This is a genomic window from Psychrobacter okhotskensis, assembly GCF_013248965.1.
Taxonomy (GTDB): domain Bacteria; phylum Pseudomonadota; class Gammaproteobacteria; order Pseudomonadales; family Moraxellaceae; genus Psychrobacter; species Psychrobacter okhotskensis.
Map to the genome: position 1 here is coordinate 1 of NZ_JABRVQ010000006.1, position 23,595 is coordinate 23,595.

The 23,595-nt window shown below is 44.1% G+C and carries 24 protein-coding genes; 14 read left to right on the top strand and 10 right to left on the bottom strand.

Translation table 11 applies throughout. The features are described 5' to 3' along the window. Positions 1-120 precede the first annotated feature (120 nt). The 3 genes from arsH to HQR03_RS04395 form a co-directional block, all read right to left on the bottom strand. Entirely contained in the window at positions 121-879 is a 759-nt protein-coding gene (arsH, locus tag HQR03_RS04385) for an arsenical resistance protein ArsH (protein ID WP_173239287.1), read from the bottom strand. Then, positions 866-1,273 carry an arsenate reductase (glutaredoxin) gene (gene arsC / locus HQR03_RS04390; RefSeq protein ID WP_173239288.1) on the bottom strand — a complete coding sequence of 136 codons (408 nt, stop codon included), beginning with the start codon at positions 1,271-1,273 and terminating at the stop codon, positions 866-868. The genes arsH and arsC overlap by 14 nt, the downstream gene beginning before the upstream one ends. Before the next feature lie 137 nt (positions 1,274-1,410). Further along, a complete protein-coding gene (locus tag HQR03_RS04395; protein ID WP_101212640.1) occupies positions 1,411-1,773 on the bottom strand; it encodes an ArsR/SmtB family transcription factor in 363 nt (120 codons plus the stop codon). 194 nt (positions 1,774-1,967) lie between these two features. Between HQR03_RS04395 and ilvA the strand changes: the two genes are divergently transcribed. From ilvA to HQR03_RS04435, 8 genes are all read left to right on the top strand, one after another. After that, a complete protein-coding gene (ilvA, locus tag HQR03_RS04400; RefSeq protein WP_173239289.1) occupies positions 1,968-3,521 on the top strand; it encodes a threonine ammonia-lyase, biosynthetic in 1,554 nt (517 codons plus the stop codon). A 92-nt stretch (positions 3,522-3,613) separates the two neighbouring features. Further along, entirely contained in the window at positions 3,614-4,264 is a 651-nt protein-coding gene (locus HQR03_RS04405) for an FMN-binding negative transcriptional regulator (protein WP_173239290.1), read from the top strand. A 118-nt stretch (positions 4,265-4,382) separates the two neighbouring features. Continuing rightward, a complete protein-coding gene (locus HQR03_RS04410; RefSeq protein ID WP_101212644.1) occupies positions 4,383-4,823 on the top strand; it encodes an RNA-binding S4 domain-containing protein in 441 nt (146 codons plus the stop codon). Positions 4,824-5,031: 208 nt separating this feature from the next. After that, positions 5,032-5,529, top strand: a complete 498-nt coding sequence (locus tag HQR03_RS04415; RefSeq protein WP_173239291.1) for a low molecular weight protein-tyrosine-phosphatase — start codon at positions 5,032-5,034, stop codon at positions 5,527-5,529. A 256-nt stretch (positions 5,530-5,785) separates the two neighbouring features. Further along, positions 5,786-6,934, top strand: coding sequence for a UDP-N-acetylmuramate dehydrogenase (gene murB, locus HQR03_RS04420; RefSeq protein WP_173239292.1), 1,149 nt, complete (start codon positions 5,786-5,788; stop codon positions 6,932-6,934). Then, the gene (locus tag HQR03_RS04425) at positions 6,924-7,697 is read left to right on the top strand and encodes a YdcF family protein (protein ID WP_173239367.1); all 774 of its coding nucleotides are present in this window, start codon (positions 6,924-6,926) and stop codon (positions 7,695-7,697) included. Before murB ends, HQR03_RS04425 begins: the two co-directional genes overlap by 11 nt. A 207-nt stretch (positions 7,698-7,904) precedes the next feature. After that, entirely contained in the window at positions 7,905-8,195 is a 291-nt protein-coding gene (gene ccoS, locus HQR03_RS04430) for a cbb3-type cytochrome oxidase assembly protein CcoS (protein WP_173239293.1), read from the top strand. A gap of 133 nt (positions 8,196-8,328) precedes the next feature. Continuing rightward, positions 8,329-9,294, top strand: coding sequence for a sulfite exporter TauE/SafE family protein (locus HQR03_RS04435; RefSeq protein ID WP_173239294.1), 966 nt, complete (start codon positions 8,329-8,331; stop codon positions 9,292-9,294). 115 nt (positions 9,295-9,409) lie between these two features. On the opposite strand, the gene HQR03_RS04440 is transcribed toward HQR03_RS04435, so the two are convergent. Both HQR03_RS04440 and HQR03_RS04445 read right to left on the bottom strand, forming a co-directional pair. After that, positions 9,410-10,564 (bottom strand): DEAD/DEAH box helicase, encoded by a 1,155-nt coding sequence (locus tag HQR03_RS04440; RefSeq protein ID WP_173239295.1) that lies wholly within the window; start codon positions 10,562-10,564, stop codon positions 9,410-9,412. Between the two features lie 268 nt (positions 10,565-10,832). Then, the gene (locus HQR03_RS04445; protein ID WP_011513806.1) at positions 10,833-11,048 is read right to left on the bottom strand and encodes a cold-shock protein; all 216 of its coding nucleotides are present in this window, start codon (positions 11,046-11,048) and stop codon (positions 10,833-10,835) included. A gap of 501 nt (positions 11,049-11,549) precedes the next feature. Between HQR03_RS04445 and aroQ the strand changes: the two genes are divergently transcribed. Both aroQ and HQR03_RS04455 read left to right on the top strand, forming a co-directional pair. Beyond that, positions 11,550-12,086 (top strand): type II 3-dehydroquinate dehydratase, encoded by a 537-nt coding sequence (aroQ, locus tag HQR03_RS04450; protein ID WP_173239296.1) that lies wholly within the window; start codon positions 11,550-11,552, stop codon positions 12,084-12,086. A gap of 288 nt (positions 12,087-12,374) precedes the next feature. Continuing rightward, on the top strand, positions 12,375-13,676 hold the full coding sequence (locus HQR03_RS04455) for an ABC1 kinase family protein (RefSeq protein WP_173239297.1): 1,302 nt from the start codon (positions 12,375-12,377) through the stop codon (positions 13,674-13,676). Between the two features lie 209 nt (positions 13,677-13,885). Here HQR03_RS04455 and HQR03_RS04460 read toward each other — a convergent pair whose 3' ends face one another. Continuing rightward, positions 13,886-14,716, bottom strand: coding sequence for an ion transporter (locus HQR03_RS04460; RefSeq protein WP_025651228.1), 831 nt, complete (start codon positions 14,714-14,716; stop codon positions 13,886-13,888). Between the two features lie 359 nt (positions 14,717-15,075). Here HQR03_RS04460 and HQR03_RS04465 point away from each other — a divergent pair, with 359 nt between their 5' ends. Next, positions 15,076-15,825 carry a YebC/PmpR family DNA-binding transcriptional regulator gene (locus tag HQR03_RS04465; protein WP_173239298.1) on the top strand — a complete coding sequence of 250 codons (750 nt, stop codon included), beginning with the start codon at positions 15,076-15,078 and terminating at the stop codon, positions 15,823-15,825. 88 nt (positions 15,826-15,913) lie between these two features. On the opposite strand, the gene HQR03_RS04470 is transcribed toward HQR03_RS04465, so the two are convergent. Further along, complete coding sequence (locus HQR03_RS04470; RefSeq protein WP_025651230.1) at positions 15,914-16,486, bottom strand: methylated-DNA--[protein]-cysteine S-methyltransferase; 573 nt, start codon at positions 16,484-16,486, stop codon at positions 15,914-15,916. A gap of 73 nt (positions 16,487-16,559) precedes the next feature. Continuing rightward, positions 16,560-17,615, bottom strand: a complete 1,056-nt coding sequence (gene ftsY, locus HQR03_RS04475; RefSeq protein ID WP_472853194.1) for a signal recognition particle-docking protein FtsY — start codon at positions 17,613-17,615, stop codon at positions 16,560-16,562. A 713-nt stretch (positions 17,616-18,328) separates the two neighbouring features. On the opposite strand from ftsY, the gene HQR03_RS04480 reads away from it, so the two are divergent. From HQR03_RS04480 to HQR03_RS04490, 3 genes are all read left to right on the top strand, one after another. Next, a complete protein-coding gene (locus HQR03_RS04480) occupies positions 18,329-18,481 on the top strand; it encodes a hypothetical protein (RefSeq protein WP_173239299.1) in 153 nt (50 codons plus the stop codon). Positions 18,482-18,552: 71 nt separating this feature from the next. After that, positions 18,553-20,067, top strand: a complete 1,515-nt coding sequence (locus HQR03_RS04485; RefSeq protein WP_173239300.1) for a M16 family metallopeptidase — start codon at positions 18,553-18,555, stop codon at positions 20,065-20,067. A gap of 68 nt (positions 20,068-20,135) precedes the next feature. After that, positions 20,136-21,713: a M16 family metallopeptidase gene (locus HQR03_RS04490; protein ID WP_173239301.1), complete on the top strand. Its 1,578-nt coding sequence runs from the start codon at positions 20,136-20,138 to the stop codon at positions 21,711-21,713. Positions 21,714-21,902: 189 nt separating this feature from the next. On the opposite strand, the gene HQR03_RS04495 is transcribed toward HQR03_RS04490, so the two are convergent. After that, positions 21,903-22,451: a hypothetical protein gene (locus tag HQR03_RS04495; protein ID WP_025651234.1), complete on the bottom strand. Its 549-nt coding sequence runs from the start codon at positions 22,449-22,451 to the stop codon at positions 21,903-21,905. 135 nt (positions 22,452-22,586) lie between these two features. Beyond that, positions 22,587-23,561 carry a D-Ala-D-Ala carboxypeptidase family metallohydrolase gene (locus HQR03_RS04500; RefSeq protein ID WP_025651235.1) on the bottom strand — a complete coding sequence of 325 codons (975 nt, stop codon included), beginning with the start codon at positions 23,559-23,561 and terminating at the stop codon, positions 22,587-22,589. Positions 23,562-23,595 lie beyond the last annotated feature (34 nt).

Here is a 23,595-nt window from a genome sequence, read left to right on the forward strand (position 1 = left end):
GAAATGGGCTCAGGTGAAGTTTCTACGCCAAGGCTGGATGGAAAACGACTTATCCAAATTGTTTTATGATGTTTGTCCTAACCATAACAATTTTATTTTGAGCTGACTATATATAAAAGACTAAATCGACTTTTGATTGACACGTTGCGACACTGCTTCAGCACTTTCCACCCGCTCAGAGTACCTATCTGTCAAATAGGCTGAACGTCCACGAGTGAGCCAAGTAAACTTTACCAGCTCTTCACAGACATCAACGAGGCGCAGATATAAGGGCGACTTGTCCATGCGATTATCGTCATTAAACTCTAAAAAGGCTTTAGGGATAGACGATTGATTCGGGATAGTAATCATACGCATCCAGCGCCCAAGAATACGCAGCTGATTGACGGTATTAAAGCTTTGACTGCCACCGCTGACTTGCATCACCGCTAAGGTTTTGCCTTGGGTTGGACGTACGCCGCCCAGTGCGAGTGGTATCCAATCGATTTGTGCTTTCATAATGCTAGTCATACTACCGTGACGCTCTGGACTCGCCCACAGCATACCCTCTGACCACTGCGCCAGCTCGCGCAGCTCTTGTACCTTTGGATGATTGATATCAGCATCATCTGGCAGCGGTAGACCCGATGGATTAAACATCCGTACCTCGCAGCCATACCAACGTAATAGACGGCTTGCCTCTTCAGCCGCCAGCCGCGAAAACGAGCGCTCACGTAATGACCCGTATAGCACTAGTATTTTAGGCGGATGACGCGGGTCAGTTAGCGCAATCAATGACTCAATATCAATCGGTTGTAATTGACTGGCATCAATATTGGGCAAGTCATCTAGATTGGCTAAGTCATCGACGTCATATTGCCCTGTATTAACCTTTACCATGATGTAGAACCTCTCCATCCTCTTTAGTAAAGCTGCTCACTGGGTTTTCTAACAATTCAAACACTCGCTCTGAAGGTCGGCATAACGCTGCGCCTTTATCCGTGACCACGATAGGACGATTGATTAAGATAGGATGCGCCATCATCGCATCGATAATGTCGTTATCAGACAACTCAGGATTGTCTAAGCCCAGCTCATCATTGATGGCTTCTTTACTACGTAGCAACTCTCTTGGCGAGAGGTTCATTTTTGCCAATAGCTCAACTAACTCATCACGGCTCGGCGGGTTTTTCAGATACTCCACTACTTCTGGCTGTTCACCTGATGCCTTCATGATGGCTAACGTATTGCGAGAAGTACCGCAGTTAGGATTATGAAAAATTAATGGTTTCATAGCAATCTCACCTATTTTATGGGTATGGTTATTAATAATATATTTGTTCAGAAAACGTTTATTAAGAATCTATTAGTTCTACTACTTCTATTAGTTAAGAGATAGTTATTGAGTCAGCTATCGGCTTAGCGCTTACTTTACAGATTGTCTTTATTATTAAGTTTAGCAGTCTCACATCCACTCAAAATTTCCATGAGCGAGGCACACAGCTCTGGATGTCCCGCACAGCAGTCTTGCAATAAAAACTGCACGACCGCCTCCATATGCGACAACGAGGCGCGATAAATTATCTGCCTACTTTGGCGTTTTGACACTACCCACCCTGCTCGTGCCAACACCGATAAATGCGCCGACATAGTGTTATGCGGCACAGACAGCTGACGGGCTATCTCACCCGCAGGCAAGCCCTCAGGCTCTTGACTGACAAGTAACCTAAAGGCTTTGAGACGAGTATCTTGAGACAGCGCAGCGAAGCTTGCGATAGCATTTGTTATTTCCATATGTCCAATAATACAGACATATTGAAATAATTCAATACTTTTGAATTCACTACCCTATAAGAAGGCTGTTTTTTTACTTAAAAACCATCAGTGCAGTAAAACTGCTATAAAAACTGCAATAGGGTCTTGCATGATAATCAAAATCAGCATAGGCTAATCTATTTCGTTTTTATATTCATTTTTTAGGGGTCATTATGCTGTCACATTGGGTACGCGCCATCTTACAAGCCACTGTCTATGACGTTGCTATTCAAACGCCACTTGAAGCTGCACCCAAGCTGACCCAACGTTTTGCTAATGATATTCGTTTTAAACGCGAAGACCTGCAACCAGTCAAATCCTTTAAATTGCGCGGTGCTTATAACCGCATCAGCCAATTGAGCGATGAGCAAAAAGCGCGCGGCGTGATTTGTGCGTCGGCAGGTAACCATGCGCAAGGCGTGGCTTACTCGGCACGCAAGTTATCGCTTAATAATATCATCGTTATGCCAACCACTACCCCTGATATCAAGGTAGATGCCGTCAGAGCGCTTGGTGGCAACGTTGATCTGCATGGTGATAGCTTCGATCAAGCCAACCGCTATGCGATTGATCGTGCTGAGCGTGAAGGCTTAACCTTCATTCCTCCTTACGATGATGAATTGGTTATCGCTGGACAAGGCACTATTGGACTTGAGCTAACCCAGCAGTGGCGCAACATGGATTATGTTTTCGTTGCCGTGGGTGGTGGTGGTTTGGTCTCAGGTGTCGCAGCCTTCCTAGGTGAAGTAGCCCCGCATGTTAAAGTCATCGCCGTAGAAGCGGAACAATCAGCCTGCCTAAAAGCGGCGCTAGAAGCTGGCGAACGCGTAAAACTTGAGCAAGTAGGACTGTTCGTCGATGGTGTGGCAGTCGCGCAAATTGGTGAACTGCCTTTTGATATCGTCCGTATGCAAAAAAGCGATAACTCAGGGCCTTTGGTCGAGCCTGACGTTATCACTTGTACCAATGATGAAGTCTGCGCTGCCGTCAAAGACATCTTTGAAGAAAACCGTAGCATCGTTGAGCCTGCTGGCGCGTTACCCGTTGCGGGCATGAAAAAATATATTGAAGCTCATAATCTACAAGGCAAAAACTGCGTAAGCATCATCTGCGGTGCCAATATGAACTTTGACCGTCTGCGCTATATCGCTGAGCGTACTGAGATAGGGGAGAAAAAGGAAGCCATCTTTGGCGTGACGATTCCTGAGCAGACTGGGGCATTCTTAAACTTCTGCCGTAGCCTACACGGACGTAATATCACCGAGTTTAACTACCGTGCCGATAGCAAAAAATCACCAGACTCGATGGAGCCTGCAGCCATATTCGTCGGAATTGCCCTAAAAGAAGGTGATAAAGAGCGTCAAACTATCCGTACGCAATTGGCAGCAGATGGTTATACGGCGCATGACTTGACTGACGATGATATCGCTAAATCGCATATCCGTCATTTGATTGGTGGTCACGCCCACGTCACAAATGAGCAATTATTAAAAGTTACCTTTCCTGAGCGTCCGGGTGCGCTATTGACCTTCTTAGAAAAGCTGGGTGACGATTTTAATATTACCTTGTTCCATTATCGCAACCATGGCGCTGCTGAAGGACGCGTGTTAGTGGGTCTACAAGCCTCTGAAAGCAACTCACGTTTACTGCAAGATGCCTTACTTGATATTGGCTATGATTGTACTTCCATCACTGACAATGTCGGTTATCAATTATTTTTAAAGTAATCTCAAAAATGGTTTTTTAACCATAATGATGACAACATATTTTAAGCGGCCTACCCCACTAGGATTGGCCGCTTACTAATATTGAGAACGCGATGCATATCCCTACTGTTTTTGCCGAAGACAATTTTGACAATATTATTAAATTTATCGCCGTTAATCCGTTAGCAACTTTGATTGCCCAAACTAATGATGGTATGGAAGCCTGTCATATACCGTTATTTTGGTATAAAGATGATGCAAACATCAATTCTCAATACGGCTATCTTTACGGTCATTTTGGTCGCAAAAATCCTATTTACCAACAGGCTTTAGCAGACAGCTCATGGTTAATTATCTTTCAAGATTCTGGACACTACATTAGCCCTAACTGGTACCCTAGCAAAGCTAAAACTCATAAAGAAGTGCCGACATGGAACTATCAAAGCGTCCATATTCAATCTAAAATTGAGCTGCTTGAAGACACTGATACCCTTAAATGGATATTAGCTACCATGACGGCGCAGCAAGAAGTAATAAACAATAATCCTTGGTCGTTAGATGACGCACCAGCTGCTTATATCGATGCCATGTGCCGCGGTATTATTGGCTTTAGATTGTCTATTGATTCGATACAAGCCCAATTTAAACTAAGCCAAAATAAAACTGTAGAAAACATCACAGGGGTGATAAATGGCTTAGAGCATTTACATACAAATGACGCTAAAGAAATGGCTGTTAAAGTTACAAATCAAAATGAAGGCTAATTTTTTTACTTATTCACCATAAAACCCCATTTTGAAAAACTTTAATCACTCATCACTCTTTTAATATCTAAAAAAAGCACCATTATTATCTTAGTTTATTGATATCTATGAGGTTTTGATGAGTAAACACAATAAAAACCACAATCAACCCAGCCATAGCCAGCCCGATGCTGTGCGTATGCGTCTCGATAAATGGTTATGGGCCGCGCGTTTTTATCGCACCCGTACCCTTGCCAAAGAAGCCATCGAAAGCGGACGGGTGCATTATGCTGGTAGCCGAGTCAAGACCAGCAAAGAGATTGCCGTCGGAGATGAATTGAGTATTCGCCAAGGCTCAGCCACTGCCATGACCGAAAAAACCATCGTCGTCGAAGCATTAACAGCACAACGTGGTAATGCGACTGCCGCGCAAGTGTTATATTCAGAGACCGAGGAAAGTGAAGAGCGCCGCGCTTATTATGCCGAGCAGCGCAAACTTGCCAACCTTGCCCGCCCTGATAACAAGCCCAATAAAAAAGAGCGCCGCGATTTACAACGCTTTAAAAGCAACCAAGACTAATGTTAACAAATCATTCTATATCTAAAAGCTGAGCAGCTGAGCAATAATCACTGGCGTGACCCTGTTGTTTAGCTTCTGCCCTTGCCATTCAAGGTATTAAGCGTTACGCTGATCCCTTATTAGTTTACTAGATAGCATGCTCATAAACCGCATTACCCATGCTGGTTTTTTATAGCATGTTTTTTTTGCTGTAAGAAAAGGTCATATTATGCTGATGAAAACTTGTACTCCATCGTCTGTATTATTGGTTTGTTTAGGAAATATTTGCCGGTCACCGACTGCCGAGGAGGTTTTTCGTCAGCAGGCGGCGATCGCAGGCTTGTCAATCAAGGTAGACTCAGCAGGCACTGGCGACTGGCATATTGGTCATGCGCCCGATGAGCGAGCGCAGCGCCATGCAAAAGCCCATGGTTATAAAATCAACAAGCTGGTTGCCCGTCAAGTGAGTGCAGACGATTTTCGCAATTTTGACTTGATACTGGCGATGGACACGCAGAATTTAGCTGATCTACAGGCCATCAAAGATAGTTTGGCGGGCACAGACGACCATTTAGCGAAGTTGGCATTATTCAGTGAAGAAGATCCGACCTACGGCGGCGATGACGTGCCAGACCCTTATAAAGGCGATAGCGATGCTTTTGAAGAGGTGATTGAACGTATTGAGTCAAGTGCACAAGCCTGGATTGAAAGCTGGAAGACTTGCTAGCCAAACAATCTATATTTATGCTACTTTTGCACCCTGCATCCTTTATAATAGGGTCTGTTGAACATTCAAATGTGGAACTGGCAGTGGCTATTTTTTAGACAATACGCAGTGAAATTTTTGACGCCTAGTCATTCTAGGTTAGATAATTTCGCCATGTATTGGCAAAAAATAGCCCTGCCCTGAAAGGCTGATATTTGAATGTTCAATAGACCCTAAACATCGCATAATTTTTTATATTTGCCATATAGGCTATGTTATGACCTCAGCTGTTCGCCTTGATTCTAGCGCTCAACAGACTATGTCGACTGATTTACCGCTTAGCTTACTTAATGCTAAGTCGGTCGATTTGTCGCATGGTAATACCATGGCATTGGCATGTGTCGCTGACTCTGTCGTGACCCTAACAGATGAAGCTCAGCTAGACAGTTTGATGGCAAGTTATGCTAATAATCCTGAGCATCAGCCATCATTATTTGTATTGTCTGGCGGCAGCAATGTGTTGTTGCCAGCGCATTTGAAGGCGACGGTATTACAGCCACAGATGCGTGGCATCACGATGACGGCGCAAACAGAGCGTTATGTCGATATAGAAGTGATGGCGGGTGAGAACTGGCATGACTTCGTGGTGTATAGCGTTGAGCAAGGCTGGTATGGACTAGAGAATCTAGCCTTGATACCAGGTCTGACCGGAGCGGCGCCCGTACAAAACATCGGTGCTTACGGTGTCCAGTTAGAAGACTGTTTGCAATACGTCCGTGCTTATCATTTGCCAACGCAAACGTGGCATCGTCTATCGCTGACAGACTGCCAGTTTGGCTATCGCGATAGTGTTTTTAAGCGCACGCCCAATACATGGTTGATCAGCCGTGTAGGATTTAGACTGCATACCGATGCGAGTAAAATTCTTGCCAGTTATGGTGATGTACAGACAGTAGCGCAGCGCTATGCTGAGCAGAAAAATCGCCTACAGCCTACCCCCGCCGATGTCATGCAAGCAATCATTGATATTCGTCAGCAAAAACTCCCCGATCCTAAACAGCTGCCGAATTGCGGTAGTTTTTTTCAAAACCCTATTATTTCGCAAGCACAGTTTGCCACTCTTCAACAAACTTATCCTACTATCGTTGGCTACCCAATACCCGATGCGACGGTAAAGGTTGCCGCCGGTTGGTTGATTGAACAAGCTGGCTTAAAGGGGGGCGGTATTGTTCCTATTGTTACCCACCAGCAGCAAGCGCTGGTACTGACCAATCATAGCCCTTATCAAGCAACCCAAGATGACGTAGCCACTGCCCAACACTATATCGCTGCTCAGGTCTATGAAAAATTTGCGATTCAACTATCGCGTGAGCCGGTTTGGATAAATGCAGATGGCTCTATTGGGTATGATGAGCATGTGGTCTAAGCGCCTATTATCCAAACGCTTATGGCGCTATTATTTGCGGTCAGCGGAACGTATGGTGAAGCTGTTTCGTATCATTAACATCACCTTTTTGCTCGGCTCAACGTCTGTTATTTTAGTGCTAATTAGCTTATTCACCCCGCTATTCTCGCAAGTAATCGTTTATATATTTGCGCTGTTGCCATTACCTAGCATGCCATCGGCTGCCAAAAGCTCTCCTCCTACTGCCTATGTGGTGCTAGGTGGTGGCCTAACCAACGATCACAATAACCAAATCATCCTCAATAGCTATAGTCTTAATCGCGCCCGTACCGCTGCTACTGCCTATCATGATTTACCGCTGCCTATTGTGCTCAGCGGTGCCGAAGCGCCGTGGCTCGGTCAATGGCTCATTGAGCATGGCATTGATGGATTGATAAGCGAAAACGCTAGCATGAATACCTGCGAAAATGCCCGCTTTACCGCTAAGCGCATTCCACTACGTCACGTGTACCTTATTACCGACAGCTATCATATGGCACGGGCGCGTAGACAATTTGCTTTAAATGGTATCAATAGCACGCCTATTGATGCGCCATTGCCCGTCAGGCGTGATTGGATAAAACCAGCACAAAACTTGAGCCATTCACGGCGCGCCGTCTATGAAGTCGCCGCCTATTTGCGTGATGTGATACGTCCGCAGATGGACTGCCGCCATGCCAATGATGTCACTTCACAGCAGCTATTGACCCCCAGAGGAAACGCAGCAAAAACGCCTGTGCAATAATGTTATAGTCAGTGAAAAGTAATGTCGAACCATCATGCATTGCGTTTTTAGGATATTTTGACTATAGCAATAAGTTTCAGCCGTCATTAACCTCTGCACCTGCCATTTTCTAATCATTCGCTATATTACTTTTACCTCTACAAGTCGTCCATCACCCTGATGACAAGTGTATAATAACGTCAGAAACTGCTATAAAAGAGATTTGCCATGCTCAGTATATTTTTATTAATTCCATTAAGTCTCATGCTGTTTGTGGTTGCCATTTGGGCAGTACGTTATGCGGTTAAATCAAACCAATTTGAAGATTTAGACAACGCTTCACAGCGTATTATATTAGATGATCGTCAAGAACGTCGGCAAACCATGCAGGCTCACGAGCAATCAGCAGCAAGTACACAGACTAACTCTACTATCGCGACGGATACTGCTAATAATGACAAATTAGCAAATAGGGAAAATCCCATCGATAATGATATTGATGACAACCTCAAACCATAGCTTTAAATCATCTTACCTGTGCGCCCTACTGTTGATGTTTTTGTCAGTAATCAAACTATATTGCTGACCCGCTATATTAAAGACCAATTATAAAAGTAGGCGCGCCTTTTGCTATTTTTAGGAGAATTGACCCATGACCACTGCTTTACTTGTTGCGGCATTACTAATGGGATTTTTTGGTTCACCACATTGCTTGGGTATGTGCGGGGGGCTGGTAACAGCGTTTGGTCTGTCGATGAAAGACGTTAGTCCCGCTAAACGCCGCGCCCTTGTGGCGACTTACCACTTAGGGCGTCTTAGCAGCTATGCGCTGTTGGGTTTAGTCGCAGGTTTGATTGGTACGACTGTTTTAGAACCCTTGATGCGAGGCAATAATATGCCGCGTATCTTATTAGGTTTGGTATTGGTGTTTGTTGGTGTGACCATGCTTGGTGCGCCATTTTTGAGCAAGCTTGAGCGCTATGGCATGCGTTTTTGGCAGTATCTCAGTCCCCTTCGTCAAAAAGTTTTTCCTTTAAACACCTTTCCACGAGCATTGTCAGCGGGTCTATTGTGGGGATTTTTGCCTTGTGGTTTGGTTTATGGCGCTCTACTGATTGCAGTGGTTGCCCACAACCCATTAAGCGGCGCGGCATTAATGTTCGTCTTTGGCCTGGGTACAGTGCCGATGCTGGTTGCCACGCACGAGACCGTTGGCTGGCTACGCAACAAAATTGGACGCTTTCGTCTGCGTCAGATGAATGGGGCACTGATGGTCGTGTCAGGTATGGCGATCATTGTCGTCCCATTAGTAATGGCAAATATGCATAGTGGGCATGATATGTCCACTATGCATAGCGATCATATGCAGATGAGTGATTCGCAAATGATGGATATGCCCATGCATGGAACGATGGATGGATCGATGAATAACAGCAGCCATTCTGCGACGACTACTGATACAGATACCCATGACCATCATGATATGAGTCAAATGAATCATGACATGACACCTGCTATGGCTGATACAATGGATCACAGTATGCATGATATGAACAATAAGAGTAGCGAAGCAGACATGAAAAACAATCAGGATGCTATGATAGAAAATGCTGAATAAAAAATCAAAGCGCTAGGGCATGTCTTAATCAGAAAAAAGCCCTTAACATCAATCAGGATGTTAAGGGCTTTTCTATTAATCCGAAATTATTAAGACAAAGTCCAAATTAGACCAGTTATTCCTGCCATTGCTCAAGCGTAAACTTGGTATCTAAATGCTTCTCTAACGCAGGGATATTAAAAGCATCATCTTCACTAACGAAGCTAATACTGATACCAGTCTGTCCAGCGCGGCCCGTACGACCAATGCGATGTACGTAATCATCTGGCTGATCAGGCAAAGTATAATTGACCACGTGGCTGATATCATCGACATGAATACCGCGCCCTGCGACATCGGTGGCAACCAAGATAGAAGCGTGACCATCTTTAAAACGCTGTAAGTATTTTTCGCGTTTTTGCTGAATGACATCGCCTGACAACATCACAATTTTATGTCCTTGGCGCAGTTTGTGATAGAGACGCTTGACTTGATCTTTGCGATTGGCAAAAACAATCACTTTATCGACAGCGCTATCACTAATAATACGCTGCAATGCCGCTAGTTTTTGATCTTCTGTCAATAAATAAAAGTGCTGATCGACCAACTCACTGGTTTTATGCTCAGGCTCAATTTCAACAAATTGCGGCTCATGTAACCAACGATAGGCCAAGTTCATCACATCTTGGTTAAAAGTGGCTGAGAATAACAAGCTTTGGCGATCGGTGTTCGAAGGCATCCGACCAACCAAGCGCTTGATATCCGGAATAAAACCCATATCCAGCATGCGATCTGCTTCATCTAGTACCAGCACTTCTACTCGATCCAGATAGACCATGCCCCTATTGGCAAGATCAATCAGACGACCGGGCGTCGCTACTAAGATATCGACATATTGACGCTCAAGCTCATGCTGCTGGGTCTCATAATTGGTGCCACCCATAATACAAACGCTGTGCAGCGAAGTGTATTTGGTCAAAGCGATACAATCATCAAATATTTGCTGTGCAAGCTCGCGGGTTGGTGCCATAACCACTGCGCGCGGCTCACCTAGATAGCGCTCTTCATCACTGGTAAAAGGACGCTTGAGTAATGCCTCCATAATGGTCAACAAAAACGTTGCCGTCTTACCGGTGCCAGTTTGTGCCTGTCCGATAGCGTCTTGATTTGCCAAGGTATGCGGTAATATTTGTGCTTGGATAGGCGTCAGTTCAGTAAAACCTAAATCACTTACCGCGCGCAAGGTCGGTGTAGAGAGTGGTAAATCAGTAAACGCTGTAAAATTACTCAAAAAATCATCCTTTTGTATGAATCGCTTGTATTTTTCAATCAATGATAGGCTTATGCCAAGACTCAGCCTAGCTGTATATCGCTACCAATATAAGTACGCCTCTAAAAGTTGTACATTGATAAGCATAAAAAAAGCCAAGCCCAACGCCTACCCTCACCAATCATGCTGAATGAAAATCAACATAGGTAAGATAAGACGGGCTTGACTCGGTAGTATATCAGTAGTTTATCCAGACATTATAACTAAACTGTGCTAATGACTGTATCGACTATTCTTCTACTTTTCTGACTTCTTCAGCTTGAAGACCTTTGTCGCCTTCGACCACGCTGAACTCAACCTTTTCGCCATCTTTTAGAGAGCGATAACCATCACCTTGGATCGCGCGGAAATGGACAAAAATATCTTCTCCGCTATCACGTTGAATGAAACCAAAGCCTTTTGAGTCATTAAACCACTTAACGATACCTTGCTCACGAGCTGACATAATATTACTTCCTAAAAAAGTCGCTTAGCCCCAAATTCCTTTGCAACATTGCATATAAACGGGGTCTAAGATTGAGAAATCAGAATTAAACGCTATGACGCAACATACATTCGTATAGACAGACAAGATGAATGCTTATCTTAACTATGTTGAATGTACTGTTTTGCTATACCTTTTACTCATACCAAAATAGCTTTTGTACTCATCATCGTTTATGTTAGATGCTTCATTATAAAAACTTATAATAATGGTAGTAACAAATTCGCAATATAGATTGCTTAAAAAATATCATAGCACGGGTTTTTAGCAACATAAAGACTTTTAACACGGTTTTTAAAACTTAGCTTGATTTTTGATGTAATTTTTTTATAACCTTGCTGACAAGCTGTTATCATAATGCGATAAGAGGGGTTTTATGGCACAGCTTTTTCTGTATTAACCCTACTTATTTAGCAGTAACGCATCAATCATCCGTAGCCTTCAATAGCGATAGAGAGCATTATGACCACCCCTTCTCAATCAGCAGCGCCAGTAGCACACGTTGACCAATCAATAAAAACAACCTTGACCCAAAGATTATTATTGATTAATGGCGTCAATCTCAATTTACTGGGCAAGCGTGAGCCGGAGATTTATGGCCATACGACGCTGGCAGATATTGAGCAGGGCCTCATTGAGCGCGCGGCAAACTACGGTGTTGAGCTGATTTGCATACAGTCAAACCATGAAGGCAAGCTGGTCGATGAGATTCAACACTATGGGCTTTTAGCAGAGTCAGCAGCGCAAGTAGATGCCATCATTATCAATCCTGCAGCGTTCACTCACACCTCGGTCGCAATCCGTGATGCGTTATCGGCCACGCAAAAGCCATTTATCGAGGTGCACTTGTCTAATGTACACGCTCGCGAAGCTTTCCGGCAGCATTCTTACTTTAGTGATATTGCAGTCGGTGTCATTTGTGGCTTAGGACATAGAGGTTATCAGATGGCTTTAGATTATTGGCTAGCTAATACCTATAAGATAAACCTAAATGATTAGGGCGTGTTGAACATTCGATCATGGCACTGACAGAGACTGTTTTTTAGGCGATTCAAAGATAAAAATAGTAAGTTTAGTCATTCTAAGCGTCTCTTTTTATCAAAGAATCAGCAAAAAATAGCCCTGTCCTTTTAGGCTGATGCTAAAATATATTGAGAAAGTCATACAGAAAGAAAAAACTCATTCGCGCAAGACAACCTTATCTTTAGCACACTAGTCAAACAGCAATTACTTGCTTAAAATAATAAAATTACGGTTTGGTAAATAAACCTCTACATGGTGATATGAATGGCAAAATCGTCCGGAAAACGCTTTATGAAACTGGCTGGCATGACAGCGAGTATTGCCGGCAAAGCCGCTAAAAACTCATTAAGGCACCTATCAAGTGACGAAGAAAAACGTCTGCAGGCACGCTCAGAATTGATGCAAGACGTGGGTATCCAAATAGCCGAAACACTTGGTGAGATGAAGGGCGCGGTGATGAAAGTGGGACAAATTGCCTCACAATATAAGGACGTATTTCCACCTGAGGTTGCGACAGCTTTAGAAAAGTTGCAAAAAGACGCACCGCCCATGCCTTATGCGCAGATACGGGCACAAATAGAACGTGAGCTCAAAGCTCCTGTCGATCAACTGTTTACGATGTTTGAAGAAACACCCTTTGCCGCCGCTTCCATTGGACAAGTACACAGGGCTATTCTACCCTCTGGGCAAAAAGTCGTGGTCAAAGTACAGTACCCCGATGTCGATGAAAACTGTGATAGTGACCTCAAACAAGTGCGCATGGCGCTAAAAATCGCTGGCGTCTTGAATATGAGCAAACAATTGCAGGAGCAGCTCTTTAACGAGATTCGTCAAAGTCTGCATGATGAGTTGGACTATGTCAAAGAAGCTCACAACCTACAGGTATTCGGTGCTTTTCATACTGATGACCAAGGACTTATTATCCCCAAAGTCATTAACAGCCACTCTACCAGACGGGTTTTGACATTGACTGAGGAGATGGGAGAGACGCTGACTGTCGCCGCGACGTGGAATAATGAGATCAAACAGAAAATCGCCAAACGACTGTTTCACTTTACTGCAGGTCAACTGTTTGGCTTATACCGGATGCACTGTGACCCCCATCCCGGTAATTTTGCGTTTCGTCATGATGGCAGTGTCGTAGCCTATGATTTTGGCGGTATTCGCAGCTATAGTCATAGTGAGGTTCAATTGTTTCGCCGCTTCGCGCAGCATGCCGTCAAAGGTGATGTGACCGCACTAGAGCAAGACTTAATCGCTCTTGATATTCGCCGTGAGGATGATAAAAATGTGCCGGGTGAATTCTATGAAAAGTGGCTGGCTATTGGTATGAAGCCGCTATCCATTGCACCTTATCAAGAAGGGGCATTTGATTTTGGCAGCAGTCAAGTTCATCATGAAGCCATCAGCCAAATGCGCACCTCATTAAAATACTTCGGGCAATTTCAACCTTCAGCCACGACGATGATGCTAGATCGTACCGTGTCAGGACAATATTGGAACCTAGTCAATCTGGGTGTTGAAATAGACCTGTCACCACTGGTCGCTGAGTATATAACCAACTAGGGCGTGTCCTCATTTTAAAAATGGTGATACAAATGAGGTAAATTGCCGTCAAACAAGGAAAATAGTGCAGATAATATCGATATATTACCTAGCTATTTGACGATGTTTGGCAAGATTTAACCATTTTTAGCCCATTTAGATTGCTATCGGTTGAATTGAGGACACGCCCTAGCCTCTAGCCTACATAGAAAAATAAAGGCTAGTGAACATTACACATGCAGTGCATGGCCGCAGCGGTCGCAAAAAACAGCACTCACGGCATGACCAAATTTTCCGCAGTTCGGACACGTAATGGGGTTAAGCTGTGGACGCATATTTCGAGCAAGCTCAGAAGTAAAAATGCCCGTTGGTACCGCAATGATTGAATAACCCGTAATCATGACCATACTCGCAATCGCTTGACCCAACGGAGTTTTAGGTGACATATCGCCATACCCTACCGTAGTCATCGTAACAACCGCCCAATAGATAGACAGCGGAATACTCGTAAAGCCATTTTCAGGCCCCTCTACCACGTAGATAATCGAGCCGAAAATCGTAACCAATAATACCAGCGATAAGAAAAATACCGTAATTTTTTGCTGGCTGGTTTTGAGTGCCGAGGCCAAAAAACCTGCTTGTTGCATGTAAGCTTTGAGCTTGAGTACGCGAAAGATACGTAAAATACGCAAAACACGTATGACCAACAGATACTGCACGCCTACAAACAACAGGCTTAAATAGCTGGGCAATACAGATAATAAATCCACTACCCCAAAAAAGCTAAAGGCATAACGAAAGCGGTTGGGCGCTGAAAACCAGCGCAATGCATACTCAATGGTAAATAAAATCGTAAAAAACCATTCCGCATAAAAAAACAGCGTGCCATATTGCAAACGCATATATAGCACGCTGTCCAGCATTACCACCCCAACACTGGCCAAAATGGCTATCAACAATACAACATCGAAAAGCTTACCCATGCGGGTATCTGTGCCTTCGATAATAATATGAATGCGGTTACGCAGGTGAGTAATAGCTTCGTTAGTTGGTTGCTTCATAGAGTCAATAGAGTCACAAGATCAATGGTTTAAAAAAACCGAACGATTTAGGCTAGGATGGACAAGCTAAGATTGGTCAAAACGCGTAAAAGTGGTTTATAATATCCCACACCTTATGACTATCAATAGTTATTATCAAGGTTCGATAAGTGACGATATAGGCAGCCATAACGCAAAAAATAATAGTGTAGCAAAAAAGCACTGCTAACGACATACAAATCGTTAACTTGCAGGTAAGTCAATTACCTCAAAAAACAGCTCAATCATATAATAAAAACCGCTTATGAAGTATCAAATATTATCATTCATAGTCTTTTTATTCACACCATAAAAACCACGTAAAACTTTAAGGATGTCATATGGCAGGCCATTCAAAATGGGCAAATATTAAACACCGTAAAGCGCGTCAAGATGCGGTAAAAGGCAAAGTATTTACCAAGATTATTCGTGAAATTGTCTCAGCTGCCAAGCAAGGCGACCCTGACCCTGATAAAAACCCACGCTTACGTGCTGTTATCGAAAAAGCATTGTCAGTCAATATGACTAGGGACACTATCAATCGTGCAGTAGCTCGCGGTACGGGTGGCGATGACAATGACAATATGGATGAAGTGAGCTATGAAGGCTATGGCGTTGGCGGTGTGGCAGTATTAGTCGAAACCATGACTGATAACCTTAACCGAACCGTCAGCGAAGTACGCCATGCCTTTACTAAGAATGACGGTAATCTTGGCACCTCTGGCTCAGTGGCTTATCTCTTTACTAAGCGCGGTGAAATCACCTTCAATGACACAAGCTTAGAAGACGAAGTAATGTTGGTCGCTCTAGATGCTGGTGCGCTTGATATCGAAAATGATGGCGACAGCTTGCTGGTCATTACCGAATGGGAAACTTTCGGTCAAGTCAAAGATGCGCTTAATGCTGCAGGTCTGGTCTCTGACAACGCGGAGGTAACCATGTCGCCGTCAACTACTGCTGAGATAGACAATGTGGATGATGCCGAAAAAGTCATGAAGATGATTGATATGCTAGAAGACATCGATGACGTGCAAGAAGTTTATAGCAATGTGAACTTCTCAGATGAGGTAATGGTGCAACTTGAGCAATAGTTCGGGTTGAGAATATTAAATAAAAAGGCCAAACGTTTTTTAATGTTTGGCCTTTTTTTAGTGACGAGTGATAAGCACTTACTTTAGACTAAGCCTTGCAAGTGACCCCTTCAAGCGCTAACAAATATTCTTTCTTATCCAGCCCACCCGTATAACCACCAAGCTTACCATCGCTAGCAATGACGCGATGACAAGGAACGATGATGCTAAAAGGATTCCTACCATTGGCATTGGCCACCGCGCGAAAGCCTTTGGGATTATCCACATTTCGTGCCAGCATTGCATAGCTGATAGTTGCGCCATGATCGATGTTTTGTAATGCCCGCCATACTCGTTGCTGAAATGGCGTGCCCAAAGACAGATCTAATGCTAAGTCAAACGCTTGACGCTCACCCTTAAAGTACTCATCCAACTGCTTTATAGTCTCTAATAGTAGCGCTTGAGCCGGTTCATTTTCGCTTAGCTTATCCTCATTGATAAACGTAAAGCTCTTATCAACAAGGCCATAGTGCTTTTTAAGTTTGGGAATGGATTTTGAGCTATGCCAAGCGTCACCCGTCTGCTGCCAGTTGACTTCAACCAGTTTAGGGCTGCTATGCTCATTGACGCTGGCAATTAACGTTAACTGGTTAGATCCAAAAGCTGCTTCGGTGACTATCATGGTTTTCCCCTGTTAAATCATTACGTTTTTAAGGCTCTATCATTGAACATCGACTCAAACAAACTATCGAGTACTACTCTTTATCGTCGGTTTCGAACAAGGCGGCGACAAACTGCTTTGGACTAAAAGCGCGTAAGTCATCAATCGACTCACCAACGCCAATATAACGAATCGGCACGTCTGTGGTTTCGGCAATATTAAAGACCACGCCACCTTTGGCCGTTCCATCTAACTTAGTAATCGTAATACCCGTTAATGGGACGACTTTGTTAAAGAGTTCTACTTGATTGATCGCATTTTGACCCGTGCCAGCATCGAGAACAATCATGCCTTCGTGCGGTGCGCTTGGATCAGCTTTACGCATGACGCGTACGACTTTTTCTAGCTCCGCCATGAGATGCGTTTTGTTTTGCAAGCGTCCAGCAGTATCGGCGATCAGTACATCGATATTTTTTGCTTTGGCAGATTGCATGGCATCAAAGATCACAGAGGCACTATCAGAGCCATGACCCTGCGCCACGACTGGAATATTATTGCGCTCACCCCAGATTTGTAGCTGCTCGGTTGCGGCAGCACGGAATGTATCACCAGCTGCGAGCATGACAGATTTGCCCTCGCCTTGTAAGCGCTTGGCAAGTTTACCAATCGTCGTCGTTTTACCGACCCCATTGACGCCCACTACTAAAATTACAAAGGGTTTTTTGCTGGTATCAATCACCAGTGGCGCGACTTTTGGCGTTAAGATATCAACCAGTTCCGTTTGCAACGCTTTATACAATGAATGGGCATAAATTAAGTCACCACGGTCTGTCTGCTCAGTGAGACTTTTGATGATACGGTTGGTCGCGTTGACACCGATATCGGCGACCAATAGCTGATCTTCGACTTCTTCTAACAGCTCATCATCGATCTCTTTGCCACCGATCAGGATACTGACCATCCCTTCGGCTAAGTTCTTCCGTGATTTACTCAGCCCCGTTTTCATACGGTTAAACCAGCTGCCTTTTTTCTTATTATCCTGCTGTTCTTGTGAGTCTTCTGGCAATGGCGACGGCTTTTCTGCTTGTTGTACTTTATTATTTTCTGGGCTTACGCTTGCTGTATCTCCCAATTGCTCTTGTAATGGCATGGTTGGAATGGTTGAAATGGTTGAAGCCGTATTAGTCTTGCTGTTAGCTTCTGTTTCCTTGGCACGCGAAAAACTTTCAGAGGAACTTTTAGGTACGTTATGCTCCTCTGTCATGACAATCGGCGTGGCTAAAGCGATACTCTCAGCAGCATGGGCGCTTGAGACGTCTTTGTTTGTCGTCGTTTCTTGCTCTGTGGCCTTATCATTATTCACTGCATTGTCATTATTTGCCGCATTGTCATGATGCTTATCGGTCATCCCAGCATCATCTAACGGTTTGGTTGGTACGATATCCTCATCAACGATGGGCATAGATTGCACCGGTAGGCTGGGTAAGGTAATATCATCGTCATCTAAATCATCAAGACCACCGTCAAGGTTAATGACCACACGATTGCTATTGTTTGGGTTATTCATAAGCTTGCCCTAAAAGTTATCATTATTAGTAAGATGTTTATTTTAAAATCGGTCAGTATATCGTCCGTTTTCTATCATTCAAATGATAGATTATTTTTAGCCTAGTTTAGCATAATTCAAGTTGCTCTCAGCCTTTACCATCCTAGACCGAGGTTAAATGCTAGAATTCATTAGATGAGATGAATGGTTGAGAAAGTTTAGCTTAAGGTTTGGACACAAAAATCTGACCTTCAATATGCGTAACTTCGCCTACTCTTAGCGAGCTTTATTCAATAACTTCATATTAGGAATCACCTATGTCATCGCTATCAGATTATTATAAAAAAATTGCCAATATCAGTGCGGCTCTATTAATAACCACCATCGCGCTGTCAGCGACTGGCTGTAACACCACGCAAGAGTTTAAGCCGACGGCTAGCGTGATAGTTGGCGCGCATAAATCGCTGTAACGCCAGCACTGTCGATTACTATATTTAGCATGCATACATTCAGCCGTCTTTTTATATAAGTAGAACCTACCATGTCCTCGACCTTACCCTTACCTGCTAGCTTCTTACGCCTTGCCTGCGCTTTGGCGATAGCAACTACCCTTGCCGCTTGTCAGACTAACAGCGTTGGCACTACTTCGTCAGCGGATGGAAACGCACTTGTCCAAAGCCCAGACAGCAAGGAATCCCAGCCATCGTCAGCGTTGTCTATGGATATGTCAGGTCGGCATGAGTATCAGTTAGCAAACGGTCTAAAGATCGTGGTAAAAGAAGACCACCGCGCACCCGTCGCCATAACCCAGATTTGGTATCGAGTAGGCTCGACAGATGAGCCGCTTGATAAAGGCGGCATCTCGCATTTGCTAGAGCATATGATGTTCAAAGGTACCTCTACTGTATCAAGTGACGACTATGAACGCCTAATCGCCAAATTTGGGGGCGTTAACAATGCCTTTACCAGTTATGACTATACGGGTTATTACGAGCTATTCCCAGCCAACCGTATGCCACTGGCGCTAGAGCTTGAAGCCGATCGAATGAAAAACTTAATCTTTGATGACAAGGAATTTACCAAAGAGCACCAAGTGGTCATGGAGGAGCGACGCCAACGTACTGATGACAACCCACTTGCCAAAGCTTATGAATCATTTCGATTGTTGGCGCTACCTGATAGCCCAAAAGGCGAATCTGTCATTGGCCCTATGAGTGAGCTTGAATCCATTACGCTCCCAGAGCTAAAAGAGTGGTACAAGACTTGGTACGCACCCAACAATGCAACCTTGATGATAGTTGGCGATGTTGACCCAACAGAAGTGTTGGCGCAAGTCAAACGCTACTTCGGTGAGCTAAAACCAAGCAATCTGCCCAAACGACCTGCTGTCAGTCAAAAAGGCTTCCGGGGTTATCAGCAAGTTGAGTCTGAACAAGCGGTACAAGTACCAGTTTTGCTGATGGGTTATAACGTGCCCAGTCTCGTCACTGCCGGCACAGCCAATGAAAAACAAGCTTACGCGTTATCGTTGGCACAAGACGTATTGGATGGTGGTCTGTCTGCTCGCTTAGAGAGCCGACTGATACGCGAACAAGGCCTGCTCACCACAGTTGGCACCTCTTATGACTTGCTCGATCGCGGTGATGGACTGTTTTTAATTCAAGCGACGCCGCGTGAAGGTGTCAGCTTAGAACAAGCGCAGCAAGCTATAATTTCTGAAATAGAAAAGCTTAAAACCGATCCTATTGCTGCTGACGAAGTCAGTCGTGCCAAAACCAATACAGTCACTGGATTGGTCTATGCGCAAGACAGCATGGAGGGTCAGGCACGCATGATTGGCTCGCTACAGTCTATCGGTCTCGATGACAGACTGCTTGCCGAACTACCAGCCAAGCTCGATGGCGTCAAAATCTCTGATATTCAAGCGGCCAGTAAAAAGTACTTGGTCAAAGATAATTTGACCGTCATGCATGTGATACCGCCTACTGAGCAAGCATCTAAAGAAAAAGCATCTACAAAGCAAATAAGTCAAAAAACGGTAAGCAAAAATCAATAATAACAACGTGCTGTCAATATTTTCACTGATAAGACAATGCTAAAGACCTTATTAATAAGAAGAAAGCCATGACTCAGACTACTTTTCTCATGAATATAAAAAGAAGCCCTTTAATGTCATTAGTAAAGCGCGAATTTAAACCTCATTTCGAACCTCGTTTCGAACCTGGGTTTAAGCAGCGTTCCTACTTGAGCCTAAGTATATTATTAGGTTTGACGATATTGACGACCACCGCTCAGGCAGATACCACTGGTAGCGAAGACTTTCGTACGCCATCATCTGCCGTTGATATAAATGCACCAATAGCCGCACTATCAACACTCACAAGTGTCGCTGATGCCAAGCCATCAAAAGTCACAGTGCCAACCATTCAACCGTTCAAAACCAAATCTGGCGTTCCTGTGCTTTTTGTACGCACCACCGCCCTGCCCATTGTTGATATTGATTTACGCTTTAATGCAGGTAGTGCCCGAGATGGCAGCATACGCAAAGCCGGTTTTGGCATTGCCAATATGACCGCTACGATGTTGGAACAAGGCTCTAAAAGCTTAGATGAAAATGAGTTCACCCGCGCTGTTGAAACCTTGGGAGTGAATTTGAGCAGTAGCGCCTATAAAGATATGTTTATCGTCTCGCTACGCAGCTTATCCGATGACAAACATCTACTGCCTGCCGTCGACTTGATGACTCAAATGCTGAATGAGCCAGCGTTTGATGCAGATATCCTAGCTCGTAACAAAGCGCGGTTATTGGTCGGTTTGCAGCAGCAAAAACAAGACCCCAATAGCCTTGCGAGTATTGCTTTTAATGAAGCTTTATATGGCGACCACCCTTACGCCCATCCTTCCGTTGGCACCCTCGACAGTGTACCGACTATTGAAAGAAAAGAATTAATCGACTTCAAAAATCGCTATTTGGTTGCGGCAAATGCTTCTATCGCGATGACAGGCAATCTGACTTTAAGCCAAGCCAAAAAACTTGCTGACAATATCACTGCTGACTTGCCGGTCGGTCAAGCCGCGACAACGCTACCTGAGCCCAAACCACTGACAAAAGCGCAGCATATTCACATTCCTTTTCCCAGCACCCAAACGACCGTACTAATGGGACAACTGGGCGATAAACGCGCCACCGATGCTATCGCACAGCAGAAGCAAACTAACTTTGCCGTGGGTAACGAAGTGCTGGCAGGAAGTGACTTTAATGCGCGGCTGATGACTGAAATCAGACAAAACCTTGGCTATACCTATGGTATTTCAGGCTCAATGAGTCCGATGCTAGCGCGCGGCCCTTACCAGATTGGTTTTTCGACGCGCAATGATAAAGCGCGCGCTGCTATTGATGCCAGCTTAGACGTCATCAATGATACTTTGGATAATGGTATTACTAGCACTGAGATGCGCTTGACGACCGACAATTTAAAGAACAGTTTTCCGATGGGCTTTGCCAGCAACGCCGGTATCAATAGCTTATTGGGAATGATGAATTTTTATCAATTGCCCAATAATTATCTGACCAATTATGTAAGCCGTATTGAGCAAGTACGATTACCAGAGGTCAATGAAACCATGCGCGATACGCTCAAACCTGATAACTTTTTGATTGTCACTGTTGGACAAGAGGATCCTTGGAAGGCCGATAAATAGTGATTATTAATAATAATGAAGATCAAAAAAAGCACTTATAAAAGTGCTTTTAGACAAATTATTAAAGATAGCTATTGGCAGTAACTATTGGAAGTAGCTATATGAAATACAAGAAGAATAGACAATAGAAAAATAAAGGATGACGTTACAAGTACTAACTACTATGTAAAGTCGTCAGCTTAGGTTACGTTAGCTAGTGATGGTGATGTTTACGTCATAGCTTAAGCGCGTGGGTTTGTGAGTTGCCCCGACATAATTTAAGCGAATCACATGTTTATCATAAGATTGAACTTGATAAGGACCATTGGCAAAGTTATGCATGGTTGGGACAATTAATAACGTCTCGATTTGATCGCTATTAATATTAATATCGATGCTTTGACCTGCTTCTGGGTATAAATAATAGTCACAATAATCTGATATCAAGACCTCAGCCGTACGGACGATAGTGTCATCATCGACGTTTTTTTGCAGCAGTTTTGGACATATATCAGGACGTTTAGCGGCGAGAAGCGCATAAGAATTTCTGATATTTTCTTCGATATCTTCTGCATCCGAAGCATTTGCATTGGGCAAGCTATTTTCAGAAGCAGGGTCTGGACTGCAAGCACTAACACACAGAAGAGACAAAACCACTGAGCAACATAACCCCGTATACATCTGGGTTGAGCGCAAAGTGCTTTTTTTAGGTTTGTCTGATTGACTCAATCTTTCTACTGCTGAGTACCGCTTTTTCATAAATCCCGCTTACAGCAAACGATGGTGTATTATTTTTGACATAATACACCATCATTTGTTGCAATAGAAAATGGTTTATATACGTATGAGTATAACTGGATAATTATATTCGTTTTTACGATAATATCGGCTTTATCAATAGCGACAGGAAGAGCTGCTGCTGGCATGATTAAAGCCCCATTTGCGGTATCCATCAGTATCCAAATGGATAGCGCCTGTGGAATACAACCCCAACCCAAAGTTATGAGACTGACCTTGATATTGCCAGAACTGACATAAGCCATCTTGCATGGTGCTCAGTAGCCATAAATTGTCTTCGTACTCAGGCACCCAAATATCTATAGCGCCTGCGGTCATATGTTTGCTGCTACTTGCCCCGCCAGCACAGTCATTGAGTCCAGGACTGCGATATACCGAGCGTATCTCAGTACTAGCGGGTAAAATACCTTGGTTTTTTAGCTCACTATACAGGCGCAATGTGGGCACGACATTGGCCCATAACTCTTGCGGCGGCAGCTGATAAGGCTCATAGCCACATTTATCCCAACTGCGTGCCGTCGTGAGTAATTGAGACAAGGGCGGTACATTACGAGCACCCACTCGCGCATTTAAATAGCGTTGATAGTCGGCAACTTGGCTCGCTCGGTAGCTATTGCTGTTTAGCCAGCCGTTAAAATCTATACTGGTAAAATTATTATAAGTATTATTACTGGTACTGTAAGTAGAGGGATAGGTGGTACTGTAGCTAGGCGCGCGTCTATTGATGTTGACGCGTTTGTTCTCTTCAATGGATACACTGGCATCAAAATTGAAATCGCGTTGTTTTTGCTGAATCAAGCCCTGCATGCTATCGCCAGTCACCACATTTGCGCCACTTAGCCTTGCTCCACTTAACATAGTAACACCAGAGTTATATGTCGCATTAGTAGAAGGCTTGATATAGGGATTACTGCTACTATTATCGCTACTATTGCCATGACGGACTTGAATGCGGCGCTCACTGCTGTCGCTCACGATAGCCGCATGAACGCTGATACTACTGGCACAAACCAATAAGGCAATAATAGGCTTGTGAATCTGCCCATAGACATGGTTTTTTTTATTGATCATTGCAAGAAACACCCGCTAAAAACGTTTTACCGAT

What these genes read in the sequence shown, in the direction of transcription:
- HQR03_RS04415 (WP_173239291.1), top strand. Translation starts at nt 5,032, where the DNA reads ATGCTGATGAAAACTTGTACTCCATCGTCTGTATTATTGGTTTGTTTA.
- HQR03_RS04490 (WP_173239301.1), top strand. Translation starts at nt 20,136, where the DNA reads ATGACTCAGACTACTTTTCTCATGAATATAAAAAGAAGCCCTTTAATG.
- HQR03_RS04410 (WP_101212644.1), top strand. Translation starts at nt 4,383, where the DNA reads ATGAGTAAACACAATAAAAACCACAATCAACCCAGCCATAGCCAGCCC.
- arsH (WP_173239287.1), bottom strand. Translation starts at nt 879, where the DNA reads ATGGTAAAGGTTAATACAGGGCAATATGACGTCGATGACTTAGCCAAT.
- HQR03_RS04495 (WP_025651234.1), bottom strand. Translation starts at nt 22,451, where the DNA reads ATGAAAAAGCGGTACTCAGCAGTAGAAAGATTGAGTCAATCAGACAAA.
- HQR03_RS04405 (WP_173239290.1), top strand. Translation starts at nt 3,614, where the DNA reads ATGCATATCCCTACTGTTTTTGCCGAAGACAATTTTGACAATATTATT.
- HQR03_RS04460 (WP_025651228.1), bottom strand. Translation starts at nt 14,716, where the DNA reads ATGAAGCAACCAACTAACGAAGCTATTACTCACCTGCGTAACCGCATT.
- arsC (WP_173239288.1), bottom strand. Translation starts at nt 1,273, where the DNA reads ATGAAACCATTAATTTTTCATAATCCTAACTGCGGTACTTCTCGCAAT.
- murB (WP_173239292.1), top strand. Translation starts at nt 5,786, where the DNA reads ATGACCTCAGCTGTTCGCCTTGATTCTAGCGCTCAACAGACTATGTCG.
- HQR03_RS04485 (WP_173239300.1), top strand. Translation starts at nt 18,553, where the DNA reads ATGTCCTCGACCTTACCCTTACCTGCTAGCTTCTTACGCCTTGCCTGC.
- HQR03_RS04500 (WP_025651235.1), bottom strand. Translation starts at nt 23,561, where the DNA reads ATGATCAATAAAAAAAACCATGTCTATGGGCAGATTCACAAGCCTATT.
- HQR03_RS04425 (WP_173239367.1), top strand. Translation starts at nt 6,924, where the DNA reads ATGTGGTCTAAGCGCCTATTATCCAAACGCTTATGGCGCTATTATTTG.
- HQR03_RS04395 (WP_101212640.1), bottom strand. Translation starts at nt 1,773, where the DNA reads ATGGAAATAACAAATGCTATCGCAAGCTTCGCTGCGCTGTCTCAAGAT.
- aroQ (WP_173239296.1), top strand. Translation starts at nt 11,550, where the DNA reads ATGACCACCCCTTCTCAATCAGCAGCGCCAGTAGCACACGTTGACCAA.
- HQR03_RS04435 (WP_173239294.1), top strand. Translation starts at nt 8,329, where the DNA reads ATGACCACTGCTTTACTTGTTGCGGCATTACTAATGGGATTTTTTGGT.
- HQR03_RS04465 (WP_173239298.1), top strand. Translation starts at nt 15,076, where the DNA reads ATGGCAGGCCATTCAAAATGGGCAAATATTAAACACCGTAAAGCGCGT.
- HQR03_RS04470 (WP_025651230.1), bottom strand. Translation starts at nt 16,486, where the DNA reads ATGATAGTCACCGAAGCAGCTTTTGGATCTAACCAGTTAACGTTAATT.
- ilvA (WP_173239289.1), top strand. Translation starts at nt 1,968, where the DNA reads ATGCTGTCACATTGGGTACGCGCCATCTTACAAGCCACTGTCTATGAC.
- HQR03_RS04455 (WP_173239297.1), top strand. Translation starts at nt 12,375, where the DNA reads ATGGCAAAATCGTCCGGAAAACGCTTTATGAAACTGGCTGGCATGACA.
- HQR03_RS04480 (WP_173239299.1), top strand. Translation starts at nt 18,329, where the DNA reads ATGTCATCGCTATCAGATTATTATAAAAAAATTGCCAATATCAGTGCG.
- ftsY (WP_472853194.1), bottom strand. Translation starts at nt 17,615, where the DNA reads ATGCCATTACAAGAGCAATTGGGAGATACAGCAAGCGTAAGCCCAGAA.
- HQR03_RS04445 (WP_011513806.1), bottom strand. Translation starts at nt 11,048, where the DNA reads ATGTCAGCTCGTGAGCAAGGTATCGTTAAGTGGTTTAATGACTCAAAA.
- ccoS (WP_173239293.1), top strand. Translation starts at nt 7,905, where the DNA reads ATGCTCAGTATATTTTTATTAATTCCATTAAGTCTCATGCTGTTTGTG.